This window comes from Gemmatimonadaceae bacterium (assembly GCA_020846935.1).
Classification (GTDB): domain Bacteria; phylum Gemmatimonadota; class Gemmatimonadetes; order Gemmatimonadales; family Gemmatimonadaceae; genus RBC101.
Genome location: JADLCY010000001.1, coordinates 137,903 through 160,234, shown reverse-complemented (window position 1 = coordinate 160,234; position 22,332 = coordinate 137,903). Strand labels below are relative to the sequence as shown.

General features: G+C 67.8%; 23 protein-coding genes. 7 read left to right on the top strand and 16 right to left on the bottom strand.

The window, feature by feature from the left end:
* The first annotated feature begins 27 nt into the window (after positions 1 to 27).
* From IT361_00780 to IT361_00755, 6 genes are all read left to right on the top strand, one after another.
* Positions 28 to 978, top strand: a complete 951-nt coding sequence (locus IT361_00780) for a DMT family transporter (protein ID MCC6316192.1) — start codon at positions 28 to 30, stop codon at positions 976 to 978.
* Positions 975 to 1,667: an HAD family hydrolase gene (locus IT361_00775; protein MCC6316191.1), complete on the top strand. Its 693-nt coding sequence runs from the start codon at positions 975 to 977 to the stop codon at positions 1,665 to 1,667. The genes IT361_00780 and IT361_00775 overlap by 4 nt, the downstream gene beginning before the upstream one ends.
* On the top strand, positions 1,660 to 2,253 hold the full coding sequence (locus IT361_00770; protein ID MCC6316190.1) for a class IV adenylate cyclase: 594 nt from the start codon (positions 1,660 to 1,662) through the stop codon (positions 2,251 to 2,253). Before IT361_00775 ends, IT361_00770 begins: the two co-directional genes overlap by 8 nt.
* Positions 2,243 to 2,959, top strand: a complete 717-nt coding sequence (locus IT361_00765) for a hypothetical protein (GenBank protein MCC6316189.1) — start codon at positions 2,243 to 2,245, stop codon at positions 2,957 to 2,959. The genes IT361_00770 and IT361_00765 overlap by 11 nt, the downstream gene beginning before the upstream one ends.
* The gene (gene acpS / locus IT361_00760; protein MCC6316188.1) at positions 2,956 to 3,342 is read left to right on the top strand and encodes a holo-ACP synthase; all 387 of its coding nucleotides are present in this window, start codon (positions 2,956 to 2,958) and stop codon (positions 3,340 to 3,342) included. Before IT361_00765 ends, acpS begins: the two co-directional genes overlap by 4 nt.
* Positions 3,343 to 3,513: 171 nt before the next feature.
* Positions 3,514 to 5,616, top strand: coding sequence for a cytochrome c/FTR1 family iron permease (locus tag IT361_00755; protein ID MCC6316187.1), 2,103 nt, complete (start codon positions 3,514 to 3,516; stop codon positions 5,614 to 5,616).
* A gap of 16 nt (positions 5,617 to 5,632) precedes the next feature.
* On the opposite strand, the gene IT361_00750 is transcribed toward IT361_00755, so the two are convergent.
* From IT361_00750 to ruvB, 14 genes are all read right to left on the bottom strand, one after another.
* Positions 5,633 to 6,469 carry a prolipoprotein diacylglyceryl transferase gene (locus IT361_00750; protein ID MCC6316186.1) on the bottom strand — a complete coding sequence of 279 codons (837 nt, stop codon included), beginning with the start codon at positions 6,467 to 6,469 and terminating at the stop codon, positions 5,633 to 5,635.
* A 204-nt stretch (positions 6,470 to 6,673) separates the two neighbouring features.
* A complete protein-coding gene (gene tsaD, locus IT361_00745; protein MCC6316185.1) occupies positions 6,674 to 7,708 on the bottom strand; it encodes a tRNA (adenosine(37)-N6)-threonylcarbamoyltransferase complex transferase subunit TsaD in 1,035 nt (344 codons plus the stop codon).
* Between the two features lie 103 nt (positions 7,709 to 7,811).
* Complete coding sequence (locus IT361_00740; protein ID MCC6316184.1) at positions 7,812 to 8,339, bottom strand: TlpA family protein disulfide reductase; 528 nt, start codon at positions 8,337 to 8,339, stop codon at positions 7,812 to 7,814.
* On the bottom strand, positions 8,321 to 8,986 hold the full coding sequence (rpe, locus tag IT361_00735; GenBank protein ID MCC6316183.1) for a ribulose-phosphate 3-epimerase: 666 nt from the start codon (positions 8,984 to 8,986) through the stop codon (positions 8,321 to 8,323). The genes IT361_00740 and rpe overlap by 19 nt, the downstream gene beginning before the upstream one ends.
* Positions 8,983 to 9,717 carry a PASTA domain-containing protein gene (locus tag IT361_00730; protein MCC6316182.1) on the bottom strand — a complete coding sequence of 245 codons (735 nt, stop codon included), beginning with the start codon at positions 9,715 to 9,717 and terminating at the stop codon, positions 8,983 to 8,985. Before IT361_00730 ends, rpe begins: the two co-directional genes overlap by 4 nt.
* Positions 9,714 to 11,045: a 16S rRNA (cytosine(967)-C(5))-methyltransferase RsmB gene (gene rsmB / locus IT361_00725; GenBank protein ID MCC6316181.1), complete on the bottom strand. Its 1,332-nt coding sequence runs from the start codon at positions 11,043 to 11,045 to the stop codon at positions 9,714 to 9,716. Before rsmB ends, IT361_00730 begins: the two co-directional genes overlap by 4 nt.
* Before the next feature lie 63 nt (positions 11,046 to 11,108).
* Positions 11,109 to 11,477 (bottom strand): PaaI family thioesterase, encoded by a 369-nt coding sequence (locus IT361_00720; protein ID MCC6316180.1) that lies wholly within the window; start codon positions 11,475 to 11,477, stop codon positions 11,109 to 11,111.
* Between the two features lie 54 nt (positions 11,478 to 11,531).
* A complete protein-coding gene (locus tag IT361_00715) occupies positions 11,532 to 12,470 on the bottom strand; it encodes a methionyl-tRNA formyltransferase (GenBank protein ID MCC6316179.1) in 939 nt (312 codons plus the stop codon).
* Between the two features lie 126 nt (positions 12,471 to 12,596).
* Complete coding sequence (gene def, locus IT361_00710; GenBank protein ID MCC6316178.1) at positions 12,597 to 13,148, bottom strand: peptide deformylase; 552 nt, start codon at positions 13,146 to 13,148, stop codon at positions 12,597 to 12,599.
* Between the two features lie 2 nt (positions 13,149 to 13,150).
* Positions 13,151 to 13,507, bottom strand: coding sequence for a preprotein translocase subunit YajC (gene yajC / locus IT361_00705; protein MCC6316177.1), 357 nt, complete (start codon positions 13,505 to 13,507; stop codon positions 13,151 to 13,153).
* On the bottom strand, positions 13,485 to 14,711 hold the full coding sequence (gene tgt, locus IT361_00700) for a tRNA guanosine(34) transglycosylase Tgt (protein ID MCC6316176.1): 1,227 nt from the start codon (positions 14,709 to 14,711) through the stop codon (positions 13,485 to 13,487). Before tgt ends, yajC begins: the two co-directional genes overlap by 23 nt.
* Positions 14,712 to 14,740: 29 nt before the next feature.
* A complete protein-coding gene (locus IT361_00695; protein MCC6316175.1) occupies positions 14,741 to 15,163 on the bottom strand; it encodes a hypothetical protein in 423 nt (140 codons plus the stop codon).
* A complete protein-coding gene (queA, locus tag IT361_00690) occupies positions 15,144 to 16,169 on the bottom strand; it encodes a tRNA preQ1(34) S-adenosylmethionine ribosyltransferase-isomerase QueA (protein MCC6316174.1) in 1,026 nt (341 codons plus the stop codon). Before queA ends, IT361_00695 begins: the two co-directional genes overlap by 20 nt.
* 44 nt (positions 16,170 to 16,213) lie before the next feature.
* Positions 16,214 to 17,239, bottom strand: a complete 1,026-nt coding sequence (ruvB, locus tag IT361_00685) for a Holliday junction branch migration DNA helicase RuvB (protein ID MCC6316173.1) — start codon at positions 17,237 to 17,239, stop codon at positions 16,214 to 16,216.
* A gap of 94 nt (positions 17,240 to 17,333) precedes the next feature.
* Here ruvB and IT361_00680 point away from each other — a divergent pair, with 94 nt between their 5' ends.
* Positions 17,334 to 19,265, top strand: a complete 1,932-nt coding sequence (locus tag IT361_00680; protein MCC6316172.1) for an EAL domain-containing protein — start codon at positions 17,334 to 17,336, stop codon at positions 19,263 to 19,265.
* Positions 19,266 to 19,350: 85 nt separating this feature from the next.
* Here IT361_00680 and IT361_00675 read toward each other — a convergent pair whose 3' ends face one another.
* Positions 19,351 to 19,812: a hypothetical protein gene (locus IT361_00675; protein ID MCC6316171.1), complete on the bottom strand. Its 462-nt coding sequence runs from the start codon at positions 19,810 to 19,812 to the stop codon at positions 19,351 to 19,353.
* 1,239 nt (positions 19,813 to 21,051) lie between these two features.
* A complete protein-coding gene (locus IT361_00670; GenBank protein ID MCC6316170.1) occupies positions 21,052 to 22,254 on the bottom strand; it encodes an aminotransferase class I/II-fold pyridoxal phosphate-dependent enzyme in 1,203 nt (400 codons plus the stop codon).
* Positions 22,255 to 22,332 lie beyond the last annotated feature (78 nt).

Sequence of the window (22,332 nt, the reverse complement as noted above, 5' to 3'; positions counted from 1 at the left end):
CGACTCCCGGACCCTCTAGTTTCCGGCATGCCCGTCGCCCCGGCCGTTTCGAACGTTTCGCCCACGCTTTCCGAGCGGGGCGCCGGGTCCGAGGTCGCGTGGCACACGGACGTGCTGCTGTTGCTCATGGCCATCATCTGGGGCCTCAACTTCAGTGTCCTCAAGTACGCGTCCGGCTTCATGGGCCCACTGGCGATCAACGGCATTCGGATTCCAGGATCGGCCGCGGCGCAGCTGGCGATTGCCCATGGGCGTCGTTTGCGTCGTCCGTCGCCAGCTGAGGTGCGCGCCCTGATCGTCCTGGGCCTGCTTGGCAACGGCATCTACCAGTACTTCTTCATCACGGGTCTCGTCCGCGCGCGCGTGGCGACGGCGGCCCTCCTGATTGCGGCAACGCCGGCCTTCATTGCGATCATCGGGCGGCTGCGCCGGACCGAGTTTCTCTCCACCAGGCAGTGGGTGGGCGTGCTCCTGCAGCTTATCGGGTGTTCGACCGTGGCGATCGGCGCCGTGGGTGGCGGCGGCCGCGAGGACACGGCCGCCGGTGTGGGACTGCTGCTGGCGGCAGCATTCAGCTGGTCGATCTACGCCGTGGCGGTCAAGCGCTACTCGGACCACATCGAGCCGTGGTACCTCGGCGGGTACACGATGGTAGGCGGGGCCATCGTGGCCCTGCTCGTCGGCATTCCCGCGTTGGCGCGCGTGGCGTGGACCGCGTTGCCGGCGTCCGTCTGGTTCTCGCTGCTCTATGCCTGCCTGATCGCCATGGTCGCCGCGTACCTGTTCTACTATCGCGGCCTCCGGGTGCTCGGACCCACGCGGACCTCGATGTATTCCAATCTGCAGCCCATCATTGCGATGCTGGTAGCCTGGGCGTTGCTGCGTGAGCAACCGACTGCCCCGCAGGTGTCCGGCGCCGTACTCATCGTCGGCGGCCTGCTCGTCACCCGATACGCGTCGGAGCCCGCGGAAGCTTGAAACTCATCCTCTTCGATATCGACGGCACGATCCTCTGGACCTCCGGCGCCGGGCGGCGGGCGATGGAGGCCGCGCTGCACGAGCACTTCGGCGCCATCGGCCCGGAGAGCTATCGGTACGACGGCAAGACCGACATCCAGATTGTGCGCGAGTCGATGCGCGAGGTCGGGGTGCAGGACGACGACATCGATACGAGACTCGACGCCGTCATGGCCAGTTACCTCACGCGGCTCGTTCATGAACTCCAGTCGCCCGAGACCCGGCTCCGGCGCTACGACGGGGTCATGGAGCTCCTCGATGCGCTCGAGGCGCGCGAGGATCGCGTGCTCGGGTTGCTCACCGGCAACCTGGTAGACGGAGCGACGCACAAGCTGCGGGCGGTTGGTGTGGAACCCACACGCTTCAGGCTCGGCGCCTATGGGTCCGACCACGAGCACCGGCACGAACTCCCGGCCATCGCCGTGCGCAGGGCCCGGGAGTCGCTGGGCGTGACCATTCCCGGCCATCAGGTCGTGATCATCGGCGATACGCCGGCGGACATCCACTGCGGGCGCCCCATCGGTGCACGCGCCATCGGCGTGGCCACCGGTCACTACTCGGTGGACGACCTGCGCGCGCACGAGCCGGCCGCCGTGTTCGCCGACCTGACGGACACGACGGCGGTCATGCGCGCCATCGACGATGCGTGAGGTCGAGGTCAAGGGCGTCGTTCCCGATCCCGTCGCGACGCGCGCTGCGCTGCAGGCCGCGGGCGCCACGCGATCCTCAGCCGGAACGCTCCGCGATCGTCGCTACGACACACCATCGTTTGACCACCGACAGCGCGACGAGGTGCTGCGGGTCCGCGTGATGCACGACGAGCACGGCGATCGCGCAACCCTGGACTTGAAGGGCCCCACCACCTATCCCGATGGCTTCAAGGTTCGCGAGGAGATCGCAACCACCGTCGGAGACGTGGACGCGCTGGACCAGATCCTCCTGGGCCTTGGCCTGCAGGTGACGCGCGAGATCGAACGCGAGGTCGAAATCTGGGAACTGCATGGCGCCACGCTGCGCTTCGAGGTGTACCCGCGAATGGACGTGCTTCTCGAAGTCGAGGGCAGTCCGGAATCCATCGAACGCGCCATCGCCGGGACCGGGATCCCGCGATCGGCGTTCACTGCCGAGCGTCTCGCGGACTTCATCGCGAGGTTCGAGGCCCGCACGGGCGGGCGCGCGGCGCTCTGCGGCCGCGAATTGCGCGGGGACTTTCCCTATCGACTCGATGACGCCTGAGCCGCTGTTTGTCGTCGAGGGGGCCACGCTCTCCGGCAGCTGGCGGCAGCGCCGTGTGGCCGGCACGGGTGCGCTCCATCTCTACCCAACCGAAGGACAGCTTCTCGATGAAGCGGGCCGTCATCTCGCCCTGCCCTGGGACGAGCTCACGGACTGCACCTGGGAACGTGAGACGCTGGCGCTGCACGGTCACGGGGGCGTGCTGCACCTGAGTGGCCCGCGCGAACTGGGTCGTGCGTGGGGCCTGATCGTCGCGCAAGCGTGTGCCCTCCCCGAAGTGGCTCGTGGTCTACGCACCCTCGGCACCGCGCGAGGCGGGTCGGCGGTTCTGCAGTCGCGCTTCTTCGGTCCGCTGCTCGCCGCGCGGCGACGCCTGCAGGAACCGGAGCCGATCGAGCGGCGCGTGACGCAGTTTGATCCCGTCGCCCTCGCTCAACGTCTGCACGCCGCGGTCGCCGAGATCGCCGCCGAGCGCCACCCCGAGAGCGCATCCCGTCGCCGCGCCCTCGAGGCTCACCTGCAGGAAGCGCTGGAGCCGCTCGAGGCCCAACTCGACGCCCTGCGCCACGGGACCGACGGGCTGCATCAGGCCGATCCGGGGTACCGATTCATCGAGTGGCGCCTCTGGACGCGTCGGCTGCGCCGCGTCTTTCTCGAGGCCGACCGCGCCTGGGCCAACATGGTCCGCCAACTGGAGACCCGATGATCATCGGCGTCGGTGTCGACATTGTGGACCTTTCCCGCATACGGTCAATGGTCGTTCGACTCGGCGCAGAGCGTGTGTATCGCAAGCTGCTCACCGAGGCCGAGGCCGCGTACTGCCAGCGCATGGTGGACCCGATCGTGAGCGTTACAGCCCGGGTCGCCGCCAAGGAGGCGGGCTTCAAGGCGCTGGCCGGCACCATGGAGGCTCGTGGCATCGGGTGGAGAGAAATCGAGATTGGGCACGACGATCATCGCCGTCCGCGACTGATCCTTCACGGACGGGCCGCCGCTCGTGCGCGTGAACTGGGTGTCACCGGGTTCCATGTGTCGATGAGCCATGGAGATACCTCGGCGGTCGCTGTCGTGGTGCTGGAGAAAGCCTAGACGCCCGGATGTCAGTTCCGATAGATTCTGTCGGGTTATCACCAGGCCGAACCGAACGTGACATCCGCCGACCATCGCTGCGGGACCCCGGGCCACACCCGGCGAGCCCGGCGCCTCCCCGGGAGACGTCGTTCCCTCCTGCCACCGTGGTGGCTACTGCTCGCGCTCTGGGTGTGTCCGCCGCCCCTCACGGCCCAGGAAGGGCCCGCCAAGCGGGTGGCGAGCATCGTCAGCGTCGCGATCGCGGAATACGGGCTCGCGGTGGACGAGAAGGGCAAGCTGATCTCGGACCTGGAGTACGACGAGGCGGTGACGTTCCTCCAGGACGCCAAGGACGTTGCGGTACGGATGAGCGGGGATCGTGTGCCGCAGGTTCGCGCGCTGCTCGATACGCTCGCGCTTGCCGTGAAGGACCGGATCCCACCGTCAGGGGTGCGCGCGGTTCATGCGAGATTCGTGGCGGCCCTGGGTGCCGACGCGGCGCTGGACATGCCGACGAAGGCGATCGACCTCACCGAGGGTCGCGCCGTCTACGAGGCCAATTGCGCGTCGTGCCACGGGGTGACGGGTCGCTCCGACACGCCGCAGGCCGCGTTGCTCAATCCGCCACCGCCACCGCTGGGAGATGCGGCAGCGATGGCCGACGTTTCGCCGGCCCTGATGTATCGCAAGATCGCGGTCGGTGTCGCCGGCACGGCGATGGTGGGCTGGGCGGCGACGCTGAGCGCGGACCAGCGCTGGAACGTGGTCGCGTACCTGAACACGCTGCGTGCTCCCGCATCGATCGCGCAGGGTGAAGGGTTGTTCCTGCAGCGCTGCGCGGGCTGCCATGGTGTCGGGGGGTCGTCCGACGGCGCGCTGACACAGGCGTTGAGCAAGCTGCCGGTGGAGGTGTCGTCCTTTTCGTGGCAGGCCGAGCGCAGCGACAAGCAGCTCGGTGACGCGATCCGCGCGGGTGTGGCGGGGTCGGCCATGCCGGCGTCCCGGGACCTGAACGACGCGGACGTGGAGCAGCTTGTGGCGCACATGCGCGTCCTTGGGCTGAGCGACATTCCTGTGACGCAGGACTCGGCGTCGCGAGCGGATGGCGCGGCGGTGGGTGCCCGCGTGATCGCGCTGCTCGACGAGGCGCTGACCGCGGCGCGTACCGGTCGCAAGGCCGAGGCAGGCGACAAGGCCTTCGACTCGTACATCGCGTTCGAGCCACTGGAGACCCCGGCGCGCGCCCGCAATCCCGGGTTGGTCGCGTCGATGGAGCGGATGTTCGCGGATTTCAAGGGCGCGGTGAAGTCGGGTGACATCCGGGCAGCCGAAGGGTCGCGCAACGCGATCGAGGCCGGCATGCCCGCCATCATCGACCTGACGCGACCGACCAGCGGGTTCTGGGGCAACTTCCTCCAGTCGTTCCTCATCATCGTGCGCGAGGGTCTGGAGGCGATCCTGGTCGTCGGCGCCGTGGTGGCGTTCCTCATCAAGACGGGACATCGCGAACGCCTGCGTTCGATCTGGATCGGCGTCATCGCGGCGCTCGTGGCCAGCGGCATTTCCGCCGTGATCCTCGCGACCGTCCTGCGCGCACTTCCCGCCACGCGAGAGATCATCGAGGGCATCACGATGCTCGTCGCCGTGGCCGTGCTCTTCTCCGTAAGCTACTGGCTGATCTCCAAGGTTGAAGCCGCAAAGTGGCAGCAGTTCATCCGCGAGAAGGTCACCGATGCGCTGCAGCACGGTGGCGGTCGCGCGCTGGCCTTCGTGGCGTTCCTGGCCGTCTATCGCGAAGGCGCCGAGACGGCGCTGTTCTACCAGGCGTTGCTGCGCGAGGGCGCGGGCGCGCCGATCGGGTTCGGCATTCTCGCCGGCGGCGTGGTGCTGACCGTGATCTTCACCCTGTTCTACAAGTACGGCGTGCGGATCCCGCTTCGACCGTTCTTTGCGGTCACGTCGGCGCTGCTGTACTACATGGCTTTCGTGTTCATGGGCAAAGGCGTGCGCGAGCTGCAGGAAGGGAACATGGTGTCGATCACCGTGCTCCCCGGTTGGCCCCATGTGGACGCCATGGGGATCTACCCCAGCGTGGAGACGCTCCTGGCGCAGGCGGTGCTGCTGATCCTGTTCGTCTTTGCGCTCCTCAGGACGTTCTGGCCCAGGCGCTCGGTGACCTTGCCGACGATCCCGGAAGGATCGACGGTTGCCGCCGGGGAGATCGAGCACCGCATCGAAGCCCTGGAGAAGCGCCTCCAGGACATCGAGCAGGCGGTCACCGTGAAGTCGTAGCGCGCCTTCTCGCCCTCTACGCCGCCGCGAGGATGCCGGGCTTCCCGGCGCCGGGTCGGTTGCGGACGAGCATGATCACGACGCCGATCGCCATGATGGAGAGCCCGATCGCCTGGGCGGCGGTGAAGGGACCAAAGAAGCGGTCGTCCTTGGCGCGGAAAAACTCGATGATGAATCGCTCGAGACCCGCGAGCACGCAGTACACGCCAAAGAGCCACCCTTCGGCGTGCTTGTGGTTCCTGAGTCGCCAAACGACCGCGAACATCAGAAAGCCCAGCACCGTTTCGTAGAGCTGCGTGGGATGTACGGCGATCACCGTGTCCGGACTGACACCGGGCGGCACGGCAAACCCGTATTCGGCGAGTTGCCCCGCGGTCGTCGGTGGCGCGCCACGCGGAAACATCACGGCGAGTGGCCCGTCCCACGGCTTCCCGTAGTCATCCCCCACCGCCCAGCAGCCGGTGCGGCCCACGGAATAGCCGGCCGAAATGGCGATGCCCGCCACGTCAGCGAAGCGCGGGAAGCTCAGCTTCTTGTAGCGGATGAAGAGGTAGTTCGCGGCCACGGCGCCCATGAACCCTCCCCAGAACACGAAGCCTGCGCGTGAGAACAGGTCGCTCCAGTCCTTCGTGATCACCATCGTGTAGTACAGCTTTCCGCCGACCAGCGTGCCGAGCACAGACGCGAGGATGAGATCGGGAATCACATCGGCGTCCCGCTGGTGGCCGCGGCGAGCGAGTTCCCGCTGGCAGATGACCTGTGAGATGGCGAACGCGAGGAACACCGCAATGCCGAACCCTGTGAGGTTGAGGGGGCCGAGCGGGATCTCGAAAGGCAGGACGGTTGCGGGCATCAGGATGGAGTGCGTGGAGGCCGGGGGAAGTTAGCCCATTGGCGGCGACTCGCAGCCCGTATCGCCTGGGCGTCGCGGCCGACGGAAAAGGCTCGGCAGGTGGGAGGTAGCGGGCCTGGTCCGCTACCCACGTGGGAAGCCTGATGAGTTGCCCGGTTCGTCGCCTCACCCTGGGATGTCGCTGACCGAACGGCGAGGCTGCGCCTACGCGCCCGCGAGATCCCGCGACGCGAAGGCGTTCAGATTCCAGCCATCGCGCTCGCCGCGCTCGTACCTGAACAGGCCCGCGCGGGCGATCATCGCGGCGTTGTCGGTGGCGAGCCGACTGGATGGCGCGAAGACTTCGGCACGGAGTTCCGCGGCCGCGGTGCGCATGGCGTCGACGAGCGTCTTGTTTCCCGCGACACCGCCCCCAAGCACGATCCGCGTGCGACCGTGTGCGCGCGCGGCGCGCAGCGTCTTGGCGACGAGCGACCCGATCAGCGCATCCTGGAAGCCACGGGCGAGGTGTGGCGTGTCGTGGGCGAGGTCGTCGCTCGCACGCGAGGCCAGCAGGAGCGCGGTCTTGAGTCCGCTGAACGACACGTCGTAGTAGTCGCGGTCGCCCGGGCGCTGGTCGCGGCGCAGCATCGGGCGAGCGAAGCGGAACCGGGTGGGGTCGCCGTTCGCCGCCAGTCGTTCGATGTGTGGGCCGCCCGGGTAGGGAAGGCCGAGCAACTTACCGACCTTGTCGAAGGCCTCGCCGGCGGCGTCGTCGCGCGTGCGGCCAATGATGGAGTATTCGCCCCAGGCCGGCACGTCGAGCAAAAGCGTATGCCCGCCCGATACGAGGAGTGCCGTGAAGGGTGGCACCGCGTCGCCGTGTTCGAGCGACGTTGCGAACAGGTGCCCCTCCATGTGGTGCACCCCCAACACGGGCTTGCCGGCCGCGGCAGCCAGCCCCTTGGCATAGCTCACGCCGACGAGCAGTGCGCCGACGAGCCCGGGGGCGTTCGTGACCGCCACGGCGTCGACGTCGCGGAGCGAAGTCCGTGCATCGCTCAATGCCTGTCGGACGACCGGGACGATGGAGGTCAGGTGTGCGCGTGAGGCGATCTCGGGCACGACACCGCCAAACACGCGATGCACGTCCTGCGACAGGATCACCAGCGATCGCACGTCCGCGCTCTGCGCCGTGCCATCCACCACGCTCGCCGACGTTTCGTCGCACGAGGTTTCGATGCCGAGGATCCGCGTCACGGTACGCGCAGCGCTCCACTGAACCGTTGGCTTTCCCTCCTCATCTCCCGCTCCATCGAATCTGCATCACATGCGGTTGCGACCGGCCGCGAGCCGCTGGAGGTCACGGCGTGTCCGGGCGCAGCAGCTGCGAGATCACGTCGCGGCTCGCGGGCGAATCCCAGTCGGCCGCGCCCTGCCGGATCACGCGGATGCGGCCGTCGCGCCCGATGATGTAGGTCGCCGGGATGCCCCGGGCGCGATAGTCGAGTTCGACCTTGCCCGACCCCTCGTGCAATATCTCGAACGTGATGCCGTGCTCCTTCACCCAGCTCGCCACGCGTTCACCGTAGGGCGGGTCGTCCACCGCGATCCCGACCACACGAAGGCCCTGGTCGCGGTAGCGATCATAGAGTCGCTGGATGCTCGGCATTTCGGTCACGCACGGCACGCACCACGTGGCCCAGAGGTTGATCAGGACCACCTCGCCCTCGTAGTCGGCGATCGTCCGGGTCTCGCTCACCGGAGCGCCGACTACCGCGGCCCGGAAGTCCGGGGCCCGTGCGCCCACGCCGACCGAGGGCGTACCAGTGCACGCCACGAGGCCGGTCAGGAGCAGGAGACGCAGGATCCTCACACCGCGGTGGCGCATCGCCCCCTCAGTTCCTGCACCTCGCGCCGTGGGTCCGGTGCAGCAAAGATCGCGTTGCCGGCGACGAAGGTATCGGCCCCCGCACGCCAGCAGGCCGCGATCGTGTCGCGCGTGATGCCGCCGTCCACTTCCAGTACCGCCTGGCTGCCCGCGTCCCGCAACAGCGCCCTCGCTTCACGCAGCTTGTCCACCGCGCGCGGGATGAAGCGCTGGCCACCGAACCCCGGGTTCACGGACATCACGAGCAGCAGGTCGAGGTCGGGCGCCACGTCGCGCAGCGATGCCACCGGCGTCGACGGATTGATCGCGACTCCCGCCTTTGCCCCCAACTCGCGTATGCGGGCGAGCTGCCGGTGCAGATGTGGGCTCGTCTCCTGATGGATCGTGAGCACGTCGGCCCCAGATGCGACGAAACTCTCGAAGTACTTCTCCGGCTCCAGCACCATCAGGTGCACATCCAGCGTCAGCGTGGTGAGACGGCGCACGGTGTCGATGACCTTCGCGCCAAACGTCAGGTTGGGGACGAAGCAGCCGTCCATCACGTCGATGTGGATCCAGTCGGCACCCGCCTCGACACACATCGCGATCTCCTCACCAAGGCGGGAGAAGTCGGCGCTCAGAATCGAGGGTGCAATGCGAATCGTCATGGACGTCCGGAAACGCGAAGGGTGACGGTGCCGCCGCTCGCAATGGAAGCGCCGGCGGCCGGGCTCTGGGCCACGACCGTGCCAGCCGGGAGCGAGGAGAGCGAGTCGTGCTCGACCACCGTCACGAGCCCGAGCTGTTCGAGCGTGCCGCGCGCGCTGCCCACTTCACGCCCAACGATGTCAGGCAGCGAAAGCTCGGCAGGGCCGGCGCTCACCACGATTGCGACGCGACCGCCGGCTGCGATCGATTTGCCTTCGGCGGGCGTGGACGCGAGCACGATGCCCCGCGCGCTGTCTGACGCGATCTCGGTGACGTCCCCAAGCTGCAGCCCCATGGATCTCAGACGCTCCTCGGCGTCTTCGCGCGAGGCGCCGAGCAGTGCCGGAACAGCGATGGCGCTCGCCGAACCCTGGCCCTCGCTGACGTCCAGTACGATGACCGTGCCGGCGTTGACCGTCTCGCCGGCCACCGGCGATTGCGAGACGACCGCGTTGCGGGGGACATCGGTCGACGCACGCTGCGCGCCCAGCGAGGCCCGCAGTCCGTCCGCCTTGAGACGGCGCTCGGCGTCCGCAAACGGCAGCCCCATCACGCTGGGCACGCGCACTTCCTGCACCGCATCGTCGGCGGGAAAGAGGACGATGGCCACGAGCCCAAAGGCGAGCAGGAAGCCCGATACACCCGCGATGACAAACGGCACCCAGCGCTTCGATCGCAGCGAACCCTTCATGCCGAGCGCGACTCCTGTCGGCGCAGTCGCGCGGCAAAGGCGCCGTCGACGCCGTGGCGCTGCGGGAGCACACGCAGGCGGCCCGCATCCAGGACCACCGAGGGGACTGCACCCGGCGGCGGAGGTTCCAGGGTGAACTCAGGCTGATCCCGAAGGAACTGCTCGACCTGCTGGTCGTTCTCTTCCGGCTCCAGGGAGCAGGTGCTGTAGATCAACAGGCCACCCGGGCGTACTACGTCCGCGCAGGCCCGCAGGATCTGACGCTGCGCACTCGCCGAGACGGCGAGGTCGCTCACCTTGAGACGCCAGCGCGCGTCCGGGTGGCGACGAAAGGTGCCGGTGCCGGTGCAGGGGGCGTCGACCAGCACGGCGTCGACCGGTGCGACCGGCGCTTCGCGAGCATCCGCCACGGCGGGAAACACGTTGCGGACATCGAGCCGAGCGAGGTTCTGCCGGACGCGAGCGAGTCGCGCCTCGGACTTGTCGGCCGCAATCACGCGCCCGGCGTGGCGCGAGAGTTCCAGGGCCTTGCCTCCCGGCGCGGCACAGGCGTCGAGCACGGTGCTCCCCGGTGCAATCGCCGCATAACGAGAGACCAACGTCGCCGCCGGATCCTGCACGAAGAACATGCCCTGCCGCCAGGCGCCGAGTTCGGCGAGCGCAACGGGCGACGTCAGCTGGAGGCCATCGCCCACGAGTGGCGCTTCGACGTGCGAGATCCCAGCCGTGTCGAACATGGCTTCGAGCTGCTCCCGAACGATCCCCCAGGGTCGCACGACGATCGGCGCCTCGGCGTTGTTTGCCGCGAGCAGCTGCATTGTTTCGGCCTCGCCCCATCGCGCGATCCACCGCGCGACCAGCCATCGCGGGTGTGAGAGGCGGGTCGCGAGGATGTCCACCGGGTCACCTGCCATGCCCAGCAGCTCGCCATCGAGCTGTTGGCGTTCGCGGTCGAGGCGGCGGAGGACGGCATTGGCGAGCTTGCTGGCGCCGATGCCGTGCCGACGCTTCACCTGTTCCACGGTCTGGGCGATTCCCGCGTACGCGGGCACCGAACCCATGCTGAGGATCTGGTAGGCGCCGAGTCGCAGGAGGTCGGCGACGTCCGCGTCGAGGCGCACGAGCCCGCCCCGCACCCGGTTCCCGAGCCACGCGTCGATCACACCACGCCGCCTGAGCATGCCGTACACGAGTTCCTGCGTCCACCGGCGGTCGCGCGCTTCGAGCCCGCCCGCGCGGCGCTCGAAGGCGAGGTCCAGCAGGTCCCCCCTTCGCATGTCGGCGGCGATCTCGGCTGCAGCCGCCCGTGCGTCGGTAACGGAGGACATGGAGGTGGGCATCTCGTGCAATCTAGGCGTGGTCGAGTGGCGCCGTGAGTCAGAATGCGCGCGCTATCCGGCGCTGACCGCCATCATGCTTGCCTGCATTGCGGCGACGAGGCGGGGTTGGTCGCCGTCCATCGCGAACGCATCGCCACGGCACACGACGATGCGGCGTCCGGCCTTGAGTACCGTGCCGCGGGCAAGGAAGCGTTGTCCGCTGGCGGGCGCGAGGAGGTTGACCTTGAACTCCACGCTCACGACGTCGGATGCCACGTCCATCGTGGTGAGCGCGGCGTACCCGCACGCCGAGTCGAGGAGCGCGGTGAGGACGCCGGCGTGGAGGACTCCCTGCTGCTGGAGCAGGCGCGCGTCACGGGCCACGCCGAGTTCCACGAGTCCGGGTTCGACGCGGGCGAGCGTAGCGCCCAGGTGCGCCATGAAGGACTGGCGCGCGAACGACGCGGCGATCCGCGAGTGAAGGTCGGTCACGGGTCAGCCTCCCAGCACGTCGCCGACGGCGAGGCCGCGGCCCTGCGAGAGATCGAGCGCGGCCAACCGTCGCTTGCCGGCGACCTGCAGGTACCCGACCCGCACACCCCCGTGCGCGCACGCCACGAGCGCGCCGTGCTCGTCGATGTCGAGCACCTCACCGGGGGCGCCATGGGTCTCGCCAACCGTGAGCGCTCCGAAGAGTTTGGTATCGTCGCCGCGAAGGGTGGTCCAGGCACCGGGTCGTGGGTCGAAGGCGCGGATCGCACGCGCGACGTCGACCGCGGGCCGGTGGAACTCGAGGCGCGCCGCATCGCGCGTGAGCTTTGGCGCGAGCGTGACGCGCGCGTCGTCCTGCGGGTGTTCCTCGACACCGCCACCTAACGCGAGCAACGTCAGCGCCTCGATGATCCCCAGCGCACCCAGCTCCGCCAGGCGTTCGGTGAGTTCACCGCCGGTCTCGTCGGGGGCGATCGGGGTCGGCGCCTGCACGATCACCGGGCCGGCGTCCATCTTCCGGACCATGCGCATGATCGAGACGCCCGTCTCGACGTCACCGGCAAGGATCGCGGCCTGGATCGGCGCTGCGCCGCGCCAGCGCGGGAGGAGCGACGCGTGGATGTTCCAGGTGCCGAGCCGCGGAAGGTCCAGTAGTTCCTGCGACAACAGGTGCCCGTAGGCCACCACCACGCTCAGGTCCGGCTGCAGATCACGGAGCTGCGCGAGGAACGCGGGATCGCCCTTTGGTTGCTCCGGCTGGAGAACGGGGATGCCCTCTTCGAGCGCGACGACCTTGACCGGCGGCGGAACGAGCTCGGTGCGACTCCGTCCCTGCGCGCGGTCAGGCTGCGTGACCACCGCGACCACGTCGTACCCTTCGCCGACGATCGCACGCAGCGCCGGGGTGGCGAAGTCGGGAGTGCCCCAGAAGAGCAAGCGCACGAGTGAGGGACGGAGGAGGGGAACGGGGATGGCGGAAGATTGGCCCGGCGTATCGTGCTTCGCCGTCGGCCCCGTTCACGCGGGCCGACCCGGCCATGTACCTTCGTGAATCACGACGTGCGCGGCTCAGAGCTCCGGGTGCTCAGGCTCCACGTCGCCGGCAGGTGCTGGTTTGAGGTGGCGCAGGTTGTCCGGATACTTCGTGCGCTCCTCGTCCCAGATGGCGAGCTGCGCACGGCGCTTGAGATAGCTCAGGTAGTCGATGAACAGCTTGCCGTGCAGGTGATCGATTTCGTGCTGGAGGCATCGCGCGAGCAGGGCCGTGGCGTGGATCTCGATCGGTGTGCCGTCGGCGTCGAACGCCTTCACGATGACCCGCTTGGCGCGGTCGACATCGCCGAACAGCTCCGGCATCGAGAGGCACGCTTCCTCCGCGCGCTCCTTGCCCTCGCGAAACACGATCTCCGGGTTCACGATTACGAACTTCTGGCCCTCGACGTCCACCACCGCGAGACGTTCACTCCGGCCCACTTGTGGCGCGGCCAGGCCAATGCCGCTCGCTGCGTACATCGTCTCGAACATGTCCGCAACGAGCGCGCGAAAGTCGTCGCCGAACTCGGTGACGGGCGTGGTCTCCTCGCGCAGGATCGGCGAGCCCAGCGTGTGGATCGGGAGCAGGCTCACTGGCTGGGATTCGCCGTGCCGGAGTCACCAAGAACCTTGGCGATGCGGCCCCGCTCGACGATGAGTCGCGACTCCGCCGACTTGATGGTGAGCTGGTCGTCCATGCCGGCCGACGCCGCGTCCTTCATGTGCACGATCTCGCCCACGATGCCGCCCGAGGTGACGACCGTGTCGCCGCGCTTGAGGTTGCGCAGCCGCTCCTCGTGGGCTTTGCGCTGCTTCTGCTGCGGTCGGATCATGAAGAAGTAGATGATCGCCGAGATCGCAGCGAGCTGGAACAGGAACGGCATGAGCGATCCCCCGGGGGCAGCGGCCTGGAGGAGGAACGACTCAGGAAGCAGGTGCGCGATCATCGCGGGAACTGGCGGAGGGTGTGGGCGTCAGCCGGCGAAGCGCCTCGTCGGCCCAGTGATCGAATGTGCCGCTGACGATGGCCCGGCGCGCGTCGCGCATCAGGCTGGTCAGGAAATGTACATTGTGCAGGGAGAGGAGGCGCAGCCCCAGCAGCTCGTCGGCGATGTACAGGTGCCTGAGGTAGGCCCGGGAGAACCGTCGGCAGGTCGCGCAGTCGCAGGTCGCGTCCAGCGGGCCGGGGTCCGCGCGAAACTCCGCACGCTTGATGTTGACGCGTCCGTCGCTCGTGAAGGCCGTGCCGTTGCGACCCATGCGGGTGGGCGCCACGCAATCGAAGAGGTCGACGCCCCGCCGCACGCCCTCGATCAGGTCCTCCGGGAATCCGACCCCCATGAGGTAGCGCGGACGGTCGCCTGGCAACTCGGGATGCAGGACCTCGAGCGTGCGATACATGTCAGGTTTTGGCTCACCGACCGATAGCCCTCCGATCCCGAAACCGACCCAATCGCCAACGTTCTGCGCCCGTCGGGCCGCGTCACGGCGCAGGTCGTCGTGGACGCCGCCCTGGATCACCGGAAACAGCGCCTGTGCGCAGCTGGGCGATCCGCCGATCGATCCGTCCGCAGGCGTACCCTCGGCGGGCCCGACTCGGGTCGCCGGCTCTTCCATCAGGGCCAGCGCCGTTCGGCAGCGCTCGAGCCACCGAATGCTTCGTTCACTCGCCTCGAGCGCCGCAGCCCGCTCCGATTGTCCGGGGATCACATGGTCGAACTGCATGATCACGTCGGCCCCGAGGTTGCGCTCGATCTGCATGACGCTTTCGGGGGTGAACCAGCGTTTCGATCCGTCGATGTGGGAGCGGAACTCGACGCCGTCTTCGCTCACGGTGCGCAGCGTTTCCAGCGAGAAGACCTGAAATCCGCCGGAGTCCGTGAGGATCGGCCCGGGCCAGCGCATGAAGCGGTGCAGGCCACCGAGGTCGCGCACGAGTTCGTCGCCGGGGCGCAAGTGCAGGTGGTACGCGTTGGCCAGGATCATACTTGCACCGGCGCGAAACAAGTCGTCCGGGTCGAGCGATTTCACCGTCGCCAGCGTGCCGACCGGCATGAACACCGGCGTCTCGACGGGGCCGTGTGGGGTTTCGAAGCGGGCCGCGCGCGCAGCGCCACACGTAGCGCTGATCGTGAAATCGAAGGAAGGCACGACGTGAGCGAAAGTGGTCCGGTCGCGCGCTATCGGATCGTCACGAACGCCGAGTCGCCGGCGCAGCGGTAGTGCATGTCGACGGTCTCACGCCGGGAGCGGGCGCGGGTGCTGTCGACCGGGAGCCGCAGCTGCGCGGCGACCGTGCCAAAGACTTCGTCGACGAGCTGATCGCCACTGGCCTTCGCGAGTTCGGCGCGCGTCGCGGTGCCCGCACTGTCCAGCGACACGATGAAGCGCACGATGCCTGTGTCGGGCCGTTGGGCCTGACGAAACGCCGGGCACTGCAGGCGCAGGTACTCCCCAAGCACCGGCTGCGCCTGTGTCGGAGAGTACACCGGGTTCTGCGGCGAGGGGAGGAACGCGCGCGTCGTGCTTTGCACGCACGCCGCCAGGGTGAGCGCGAGCAGCGCCCGACGCGGGCGCAAGCGTTCAGAGGACCACCATCGCATCGCCATATGAGTAGAAACGGTAACCCTCCCGGATCGCGATGCGATACGCCTCCATCGTGAGCTCGTACCCCGCGAACGCGGCGACGAGCATGATGAGCGTCGAGCGCGGCAAATGGAAGTTGGTCACCAGGTGATCCACGACACGAAAGCGGTAGCCAGGCCTGAAGAAGGCCCGGGTGGACATCGTCCCCTCCCGCACGAGTCCGTCGCGTGTCGCCATGCTCTCCAGCGTCCTCACCGACGTCGTTCCCACGGCCCAGACGCGGCCCCCGTGCTGCCTGGTGCCGGCGATGGCGCTGGCCGCGGACGCGGTGACCTCACACCACTCCTCGTGCATCACGTGCTCGGCGGGGTCTTCAACCTCCACCGGCTTGAACGTGCCCGCGCCCACGTGGAGCAACACGTCGATGCGCGCGACGCCCTTTGCCGACAACGCGGCGAGTACATCGGGCGTGAAATGCAGCCCCGCCGTTGGCGCGGCGACGGACCCGCTCGATCGCGCGTACACGGTCTGGTAGCGCTCGGCGTCTTCCGGGGCGTCCGGCCGATCGATGTAGGGGGGAAGCGGCACGTGCCCATGACGCTCGATGGCTTCATGCACGGGCAAAGCCGTCTCGAGCCGCACGCGTCGCGTTCTGCGCTCGGTCGTTTCCTCGACGACGACGTCGAACCCCGGCGCCACGCGCACCCGACGTCCCGGCTTGAGCTTTCCGCCCGGATGGACCATCGCCTCCCACCGCCCGTCGGGTTCTTCGCGCAGCAGCAGGACCTCCGCAGGCGCGCCCGAGTCGCGTTCCCCGAGGAGCCTCGCCCGCATCACCCGCGTGGTGTTCACCACGAGCGCATCACCCCTCGGCATGAGGTCGACGAGGTCCGGGAACCTCCCGTGCCGAATGGCTCCCGTCGCGCGATCGACGACCATCAATCGGCTCCCATCGCGACGGGCCGCGGGCGATTGGGCGATGCGTTCGGGTGGCAGGTGGAAGTCGAAGTCCGACGTCTTCATCGGAAGCTGCGCCGCGTCATCCTCGTGCTCCGGTGACGCTCCGATCAGAACAGCTTGCCCTGTTCGCCATTCCGATCCGGGGCCACGTAGCCGAAGTGGCGATACGCCAGCGGGCTCGCGACGCGCCCACGCGGCGTGCGATGGAGGAAGCCGTTCTGCACAAGGAACGGCTCGTAGACTTCCTCGATCGTTCCCGGGTCTTCAGCGACTGCGGCCGCGATGGACCCCACGCCGACCGGGCCGCCGTCGAACTTCTCGATGATCGTCCGGAGAATGCGCGCGTCCATGTCGTCCAGTCCGAACTCATCCACGTCGAGCAGCTGCAGCGCGTCGTTGGCCGTACCGAGGGTGATGTGGCCGGCCGCGCGCACCTGGGCGTAGTCGCGCACGCGGCGGAGCAGTCGGTTGGCGATACGCGGGGTCCCGCGTGAGCGCCGGGCGATCTCGCGGGCGCCGTCGAGGTCCACGTCGACCCGCAGCACGTCGGCCGTGCGCCGGACGATCAATTCCAGGTCTTCGGTGGGGTAGTAGTTGAGCCGCTGCACGATCCCGAACCGGGCCCGCATCGGCGGGGTGAGCATCCCCTGCCGGGTCGTCGCACCGATCAGCGTGAACGGTTCGACAGGCATCGTGATCGTCTGCGCCTTGGGACCCTCCGAAAGCCGAATGTCGACCTTGTAGTCCTCCATCGCCGGGTAGAGGAACTCTTCGAGGGCCGGCCGTAGCCGGTGGATCTCATCAATGAAGAGGATGTCCCCCTGTCGCAGGTTGGTCAGCATCCCGACCAGGTCTCCGGACTTCTCCAGCGCGGGTCCCGACGTGGTCCTGATGTTCACGCCGAGTTCCCGGGCGATGAGCTCGCCGAGCGTGGTCTTTCCGAGGCCTGGTGGGCCGAAGAAAAGCGTGTGATCGAGCGGTTCGCGCCGGGCGAGCGCGGCCTCGACGGCGATCCGGAGGCTTTCCTTCACCTTTTCCTGACCGATGAACTCGGCCAGGCGCTGCGGCCGCAGCGACAGCTCGACGACGCCCTCTTCGGGCAGTTCGGCCGGGGTCGTGATCTCGCGCGTCATCGGGGGGAAGATAGGTGGATCGGCGCAACATTGGGTGACGCGACGGACCCGGCGCGTGACCCTCCCGTCAGCCAGCCGTCATTCGAGGATGCCAATGGAGACGTTTCGACCGCCTCGCGCTGGTGCACGCCTGCGGGTGGCCCGCGGGCTTTGGCCGGCGGTCATCGTCGCGGTCGGGAGCGTCGTCATCGCCTCGGACAGTGCGAGCCTGAGCCGGTTGACCGTCATCGCGCTGCTCTCGATTGGTGCGGTGGTCCTTCTGCTCATACGCGCCTTTGCCCGTGTTCAGGGCGAAGTCGATCGGCTGGTCGCCAGCGAGGCGCGCTTCCGCGCCCTGGTTCAGCAGTCGAGCGACGTCACGCTGATCATTTCGGCCGAGGGCGTGATCTCGTACGCGAGCCCGGCGGTGGCCGACCTGTTCGCGGAGAATACGGATACCATCGAGGGCCGGTCGTTGTCGTCGCTCGTGCATCCCGACGACGCCGCCTCGCTCGGCCGGTTCCTCCGTGCGGTGGGCGATGGCGACACGCTGGTTGCCGAGTGGCGCGTGCGGCGCGGGGATGCATGGCTCTGGACCGAAAACACGTCGACGGACCTGCGCCACGTGGCTTCGATCGGCGGCATCGTGGTGAGCGCGCGTGATATCTCCGAGCGGCGTTCCCTGGAGGCGCGGCTGACGCACCAGGCCTATCACGACTCGCTGACGCGGCTCGCCAACCGGTCGTTGTTCCTGAATCGCGTGGCGCACGCCATTGCCAGAGCCCCGCGTGGTCGGCGTCCCTCCGCAGTGCTCTTCCTCGATCTCGACGACTTCAAGAAGGTGAACGACTCGCTCGGCCATGCGGCCGGCGACGAACTGCTCGTGGCGTGCGCGGGTCGGCTCGCCACCTGCGTTCGCCCCGGCGACACCATCGCGCGGCTCGGTGGTGACGAGTTCGCGGTGTTGCTCGAAGGGATCCAGGACATGGGCGACGCGGTGCAGATCGCCGATCGCATCTCCGGCGCGTTGGGGACGGCGTTCACCATTCAGGGGCGCGACGTGTTCGTCGGCGTGTCGTTAGGTCTCGCCGAGGTGTCGATGGATCTCACGCCCGACGAGGTGCTGCGCAACGCCGACCTGGCGATGTATTTCGCCAAGGGTCAGGACAAGGGTCGCTACGCGATCTACGCCCCCGAGATGCACGCGCAGCTGGTGGAGCGGCTCGATTTCGAGGCCGACCTTCGCGCCGCAGTCGATGCCGACCAGATCAGCATCGAGTATCAACCGATCGTTCATCTGCACAGCGGGGACCTGTACGGCGCGGAGGCGTTGGTCCGGTGGCGGCATGCGCGCCGCGGGTTCGTTTCGCCGTCGGCCTTTGTGGGCGTGGCGGAAGAGACCGGGCTGATCGTGCCCGTGGGTCGTCGCGTGCTGGGCATCGCGTGTGAGCAGGCGCAGCGCTGGCGCGTGGACCATCGGCGCGCGCGTGGATTGCAGCTCGCGGTGAACCTGTCGGGCCGGCACTTCATGGAGTCCACGGTACTGGAGGACGTGCACGAGGCGCTGGACACCTCGGGGCTGGAGCCCGGGGCTCTCACGCTGGAGATCACGGAAAGCGTACTGATGCAGCGGTCGGAATCGACGCTGGAGAAGCTCAAGGCCCTCAAGGCCCTGGGAATTCGTCTGGCGATCGACGATTTCGGCACCGGGTACTCGTCGCTAGGCTACCTGCAGCGATTCCCGATCGACATCCTCAAGATCGATCGGTCGTTCGTGGAGGCCGTGGCGACGCAGGCGCCGGGCGATCCGCTGCTGGTCCGGGCGATCATCGCGCTGGGGCACACGCTGGGCATCGAGACCATCGCCGAGGGCATCGAACGCGTCGAGCAGCGAGATGAACTGCGCGCCCTGGGGTGCCGGCTGGGTCAGGGCTACTACTTCGCCCGATCGCTCACCGCGCCGGCTTTCGACGACATGCTGCAGGGCGAGGCAGGTCGTGCTGGCCTGGACGCGGTGCGTTTGTCGACGTTGGCGCCAGCCAGCTGACCGTCCGGCGAGCGTCGCGGGGCTCACAAAGCGCAGCTGCGGCCGACGATTCGTGGCCCGCGCGCGCCGGGTGAGCGCGGGTCAGCTATCGGGCGAAGCCGAGGCTGTAGTACCGGCTCGCGACGCTGATGGTGTTCCGACTGATACTCGCTCGATAGGTCTCCGTCAGCCCGGGCCCAGTGACTGCCACGAGCTCGAGGCCACCCGCCAGCTCTCGATAGGTACCGGTAGCTCCCGAGCGACCAAGCGTACGATCAGTGCACGTGCTCCCGTGTTCGTACCAGAACTCGAACGTCTGGTTTGCGCGCTGCAGGAGAAGTTCTCCCCGCAGCAGCAGCGAGTGGCACGAACCCGATGCACCGGGACGTGGGGGCTCAGGGCCTTCGTCGAAGGGCAGGCTCTTACCGTTCACCGTGGCCAGGGGGTAGCTGCCATCAGCAATTGCCACGTCGTTTGTGCCCTTGCAGCTAAGCGAGAGGCAGAGCGGCGCAAGCGCGCTGCATAGGAGCAGAATGGTTCTCCCGAGCCCACGGCCACGTATCGACATGATTGCCAGCTCCTATTGGGTAGGCGTATCTGCCTGCCATGTCGAGAGGATGCTCGTCGAAGGAAAGATGAACGTGTACGGAGCGCCGCCCAAGCCGGTCCAGCACTGGGAGGAGCTCGAGCCTGCGCCGATGTTCGATGGGAAATCCGTAAGGAACTGCGCCCCCCCCCGTCGCAGACACGTTTAGGACAATGACCTGTGCGCGCACGCCCTGCACAGACGGGCACGAGCTTTCGGAGATCAGGTTGTAGGACTCCCAGGCCGTCCATCCCCAGGTTGGGTTGAGCGGGGGAGGTAGGTAGACGGTTCCTGTGCCGCAGTAGCTGAACTTCTGCTCCCAGCCGCCGACATTGAAGTTGTAGAGATGACCGTACCAGCAGCCCCCGTACATGCTTCCATTGTTCGGGGTGACGATAGACACATGAAGCCCCAGCTCTCCGTTGAAGTGGCGCACGTACTTCGACTGAAACGTCGGGTCCATGTTCTCCTGCACCCACCAGGCGCCGGCGGGTCCAACGCACCAGTTGTACCAGCCCTGCCTGTGCACCGTCGTGCTGTTGGCTGCGCGAGAATGCAATGTCGTTGCCTCAACGCAGGAGCCTCCGGATGGCAGGATGGTCGGCGCGTAGAGATATCGTGTGCTACCCGAGGTCGCAGGGAGCTGTAGCGAGAGCTGGGCGTCATTGATCTGCGATATGCCGAAAAACTGCGCCGGCGTGGACGGCATGATGCGGAGCCAGTAGCTATCGCTTCCCTGGGCGATTGGCGGTGGGGGAGGAACGAACCCGGGTCGCTCAACGATGTTTGCCTCTGGTTGCGTGTTCGGGATGCCGGCTCCATGCCTCGCAAAGGAATAGGGCTCAGGCACAGCTGCCAGCTTGGTCCCCTCTGGCACGGGGACACCGTATGGCAGGTATCGCAGCCCAAAGCTGAGCACCAAGGGTTCCGCGTGGACGGGGCCCTCCGGCGATCCTGGGCCCGTTGGTACTTCGCGCTGAGGCACGCACGACGCGAACAGAGGCCACAGCACGATCGCCCGGCGAAAGGCGCTACAGCAGTTGGCACCATGAGGCAGGAAGGTCGCAGACATACCCGACCCTTCGCTTGTGAGCACCCAATATGCTGTGACCCAGGCGCTGGCTGTGCAAGCGACCTCGCCCGTACCGGAGCTCACGCGGGCAGCTGACATGCGCGGGGGCCGTGCCAAACGCGAAGTCGCTGAGGTTCCTCGCTAGGGTTTCAGGCGGCTTCCAGGCCGGGAACGCTCCGTAGCCTCTCTGCGGCCGCGTGCAGCGTTTCCGGTGTCTTGCAGAACGCAAACCGCACATACTTCGGCACGTCAGCGCCCGGCGGGTGGAAGCTTGACCCGGGCACGGTCGCGACGCCGGCCTCGCGCGTGAGCCACAGCGCGAACTCGTGGTCGCCCACGTCGCTCAGACCGGAGTAGTCGGCGAGGACGTAGTAGGCCCCGTCCGGCGCGGAGAACCGGAAGCCGGCGTCGCCTAACGCCTTGCAGAGGATCTCGCGCTTCGATCGGTAGGCGAGCGCCATGTGGTTGTAGTAGTCGGCGTCGAACGCCATGCCCACCGCGCCCGCCTGCTGCAGCGGCGCCGGCGCGCCAACTGTGAGGAAGTCGTGCACCTTGCGAATGGCAACCGACTCCGTGGCCGGCGCGATGGCGAACCCCAGGCGCCAGCCCGTGCAGCTGAACGTCTTCGAGAGTCCCGAGATCGTCACCGTGCGCTCACGCATTCCCGGGAACGTGGCCAGCACATGGTGCTGACCCGCGTACAGGATGTGTTCGTAGATCTCGTCGGTGAAGGCCCACACGTCGTTGCCGATGCACAACTCCGCGATCAGCTCGAGTTCTTCCTTCGTGAAGACCTTGCCGGTGGGGTTGTGCGGTGTGTTGACGATGATCGCCTTCGTTCGATCGTTGAATGCGGCGCGCAGCTCATCGGGGTCGAAGGACCAGTCGGGCCAGTTGAGCTGCACGAAGCGCGGCGTCGCGCCGGTCAGGATCGCATCGGGTCCGTAGTTCTCGTAAAACGGCTCGAAGACGATGACTTCGTCACCCGGATCGAGGAGCGCCATGAAGACCGAGGCCATCGCTTCCGTCGCGCCGCACGTGACCGTGATCTCGCGCTCCGGGTCCACTGTCATGTCGTACCACCGGTGGTACTTCTCGGCGATTGCGACGCGAAGGGCAGGTGCGCCCCACGTGATGGCATATTGGTTGACGTCGCCGTGGATGGCTGCGCAGGCCGCGTCCTTCATGGCCGGCGGCATCGGAAAGTCCGGGAAGCCCTGCGCCAGGTTGATCGCGCCGTACTGAGCGGCGACGCGAGTCATCTCGCGAATGACGGACTCGGTGAACGTGGCGGTACGCTGGGCGGGCATCGGTGCCGGGGCGCTGGGAGGGTTCAGAAAGGTCGACGCCATGGCAGGCGGCGGCAAGCGTGCGCGCGATACCGGGTTGCGCTTCGTGTTCGTCTCAGGAGAGCACCCACGCTGCCGGGT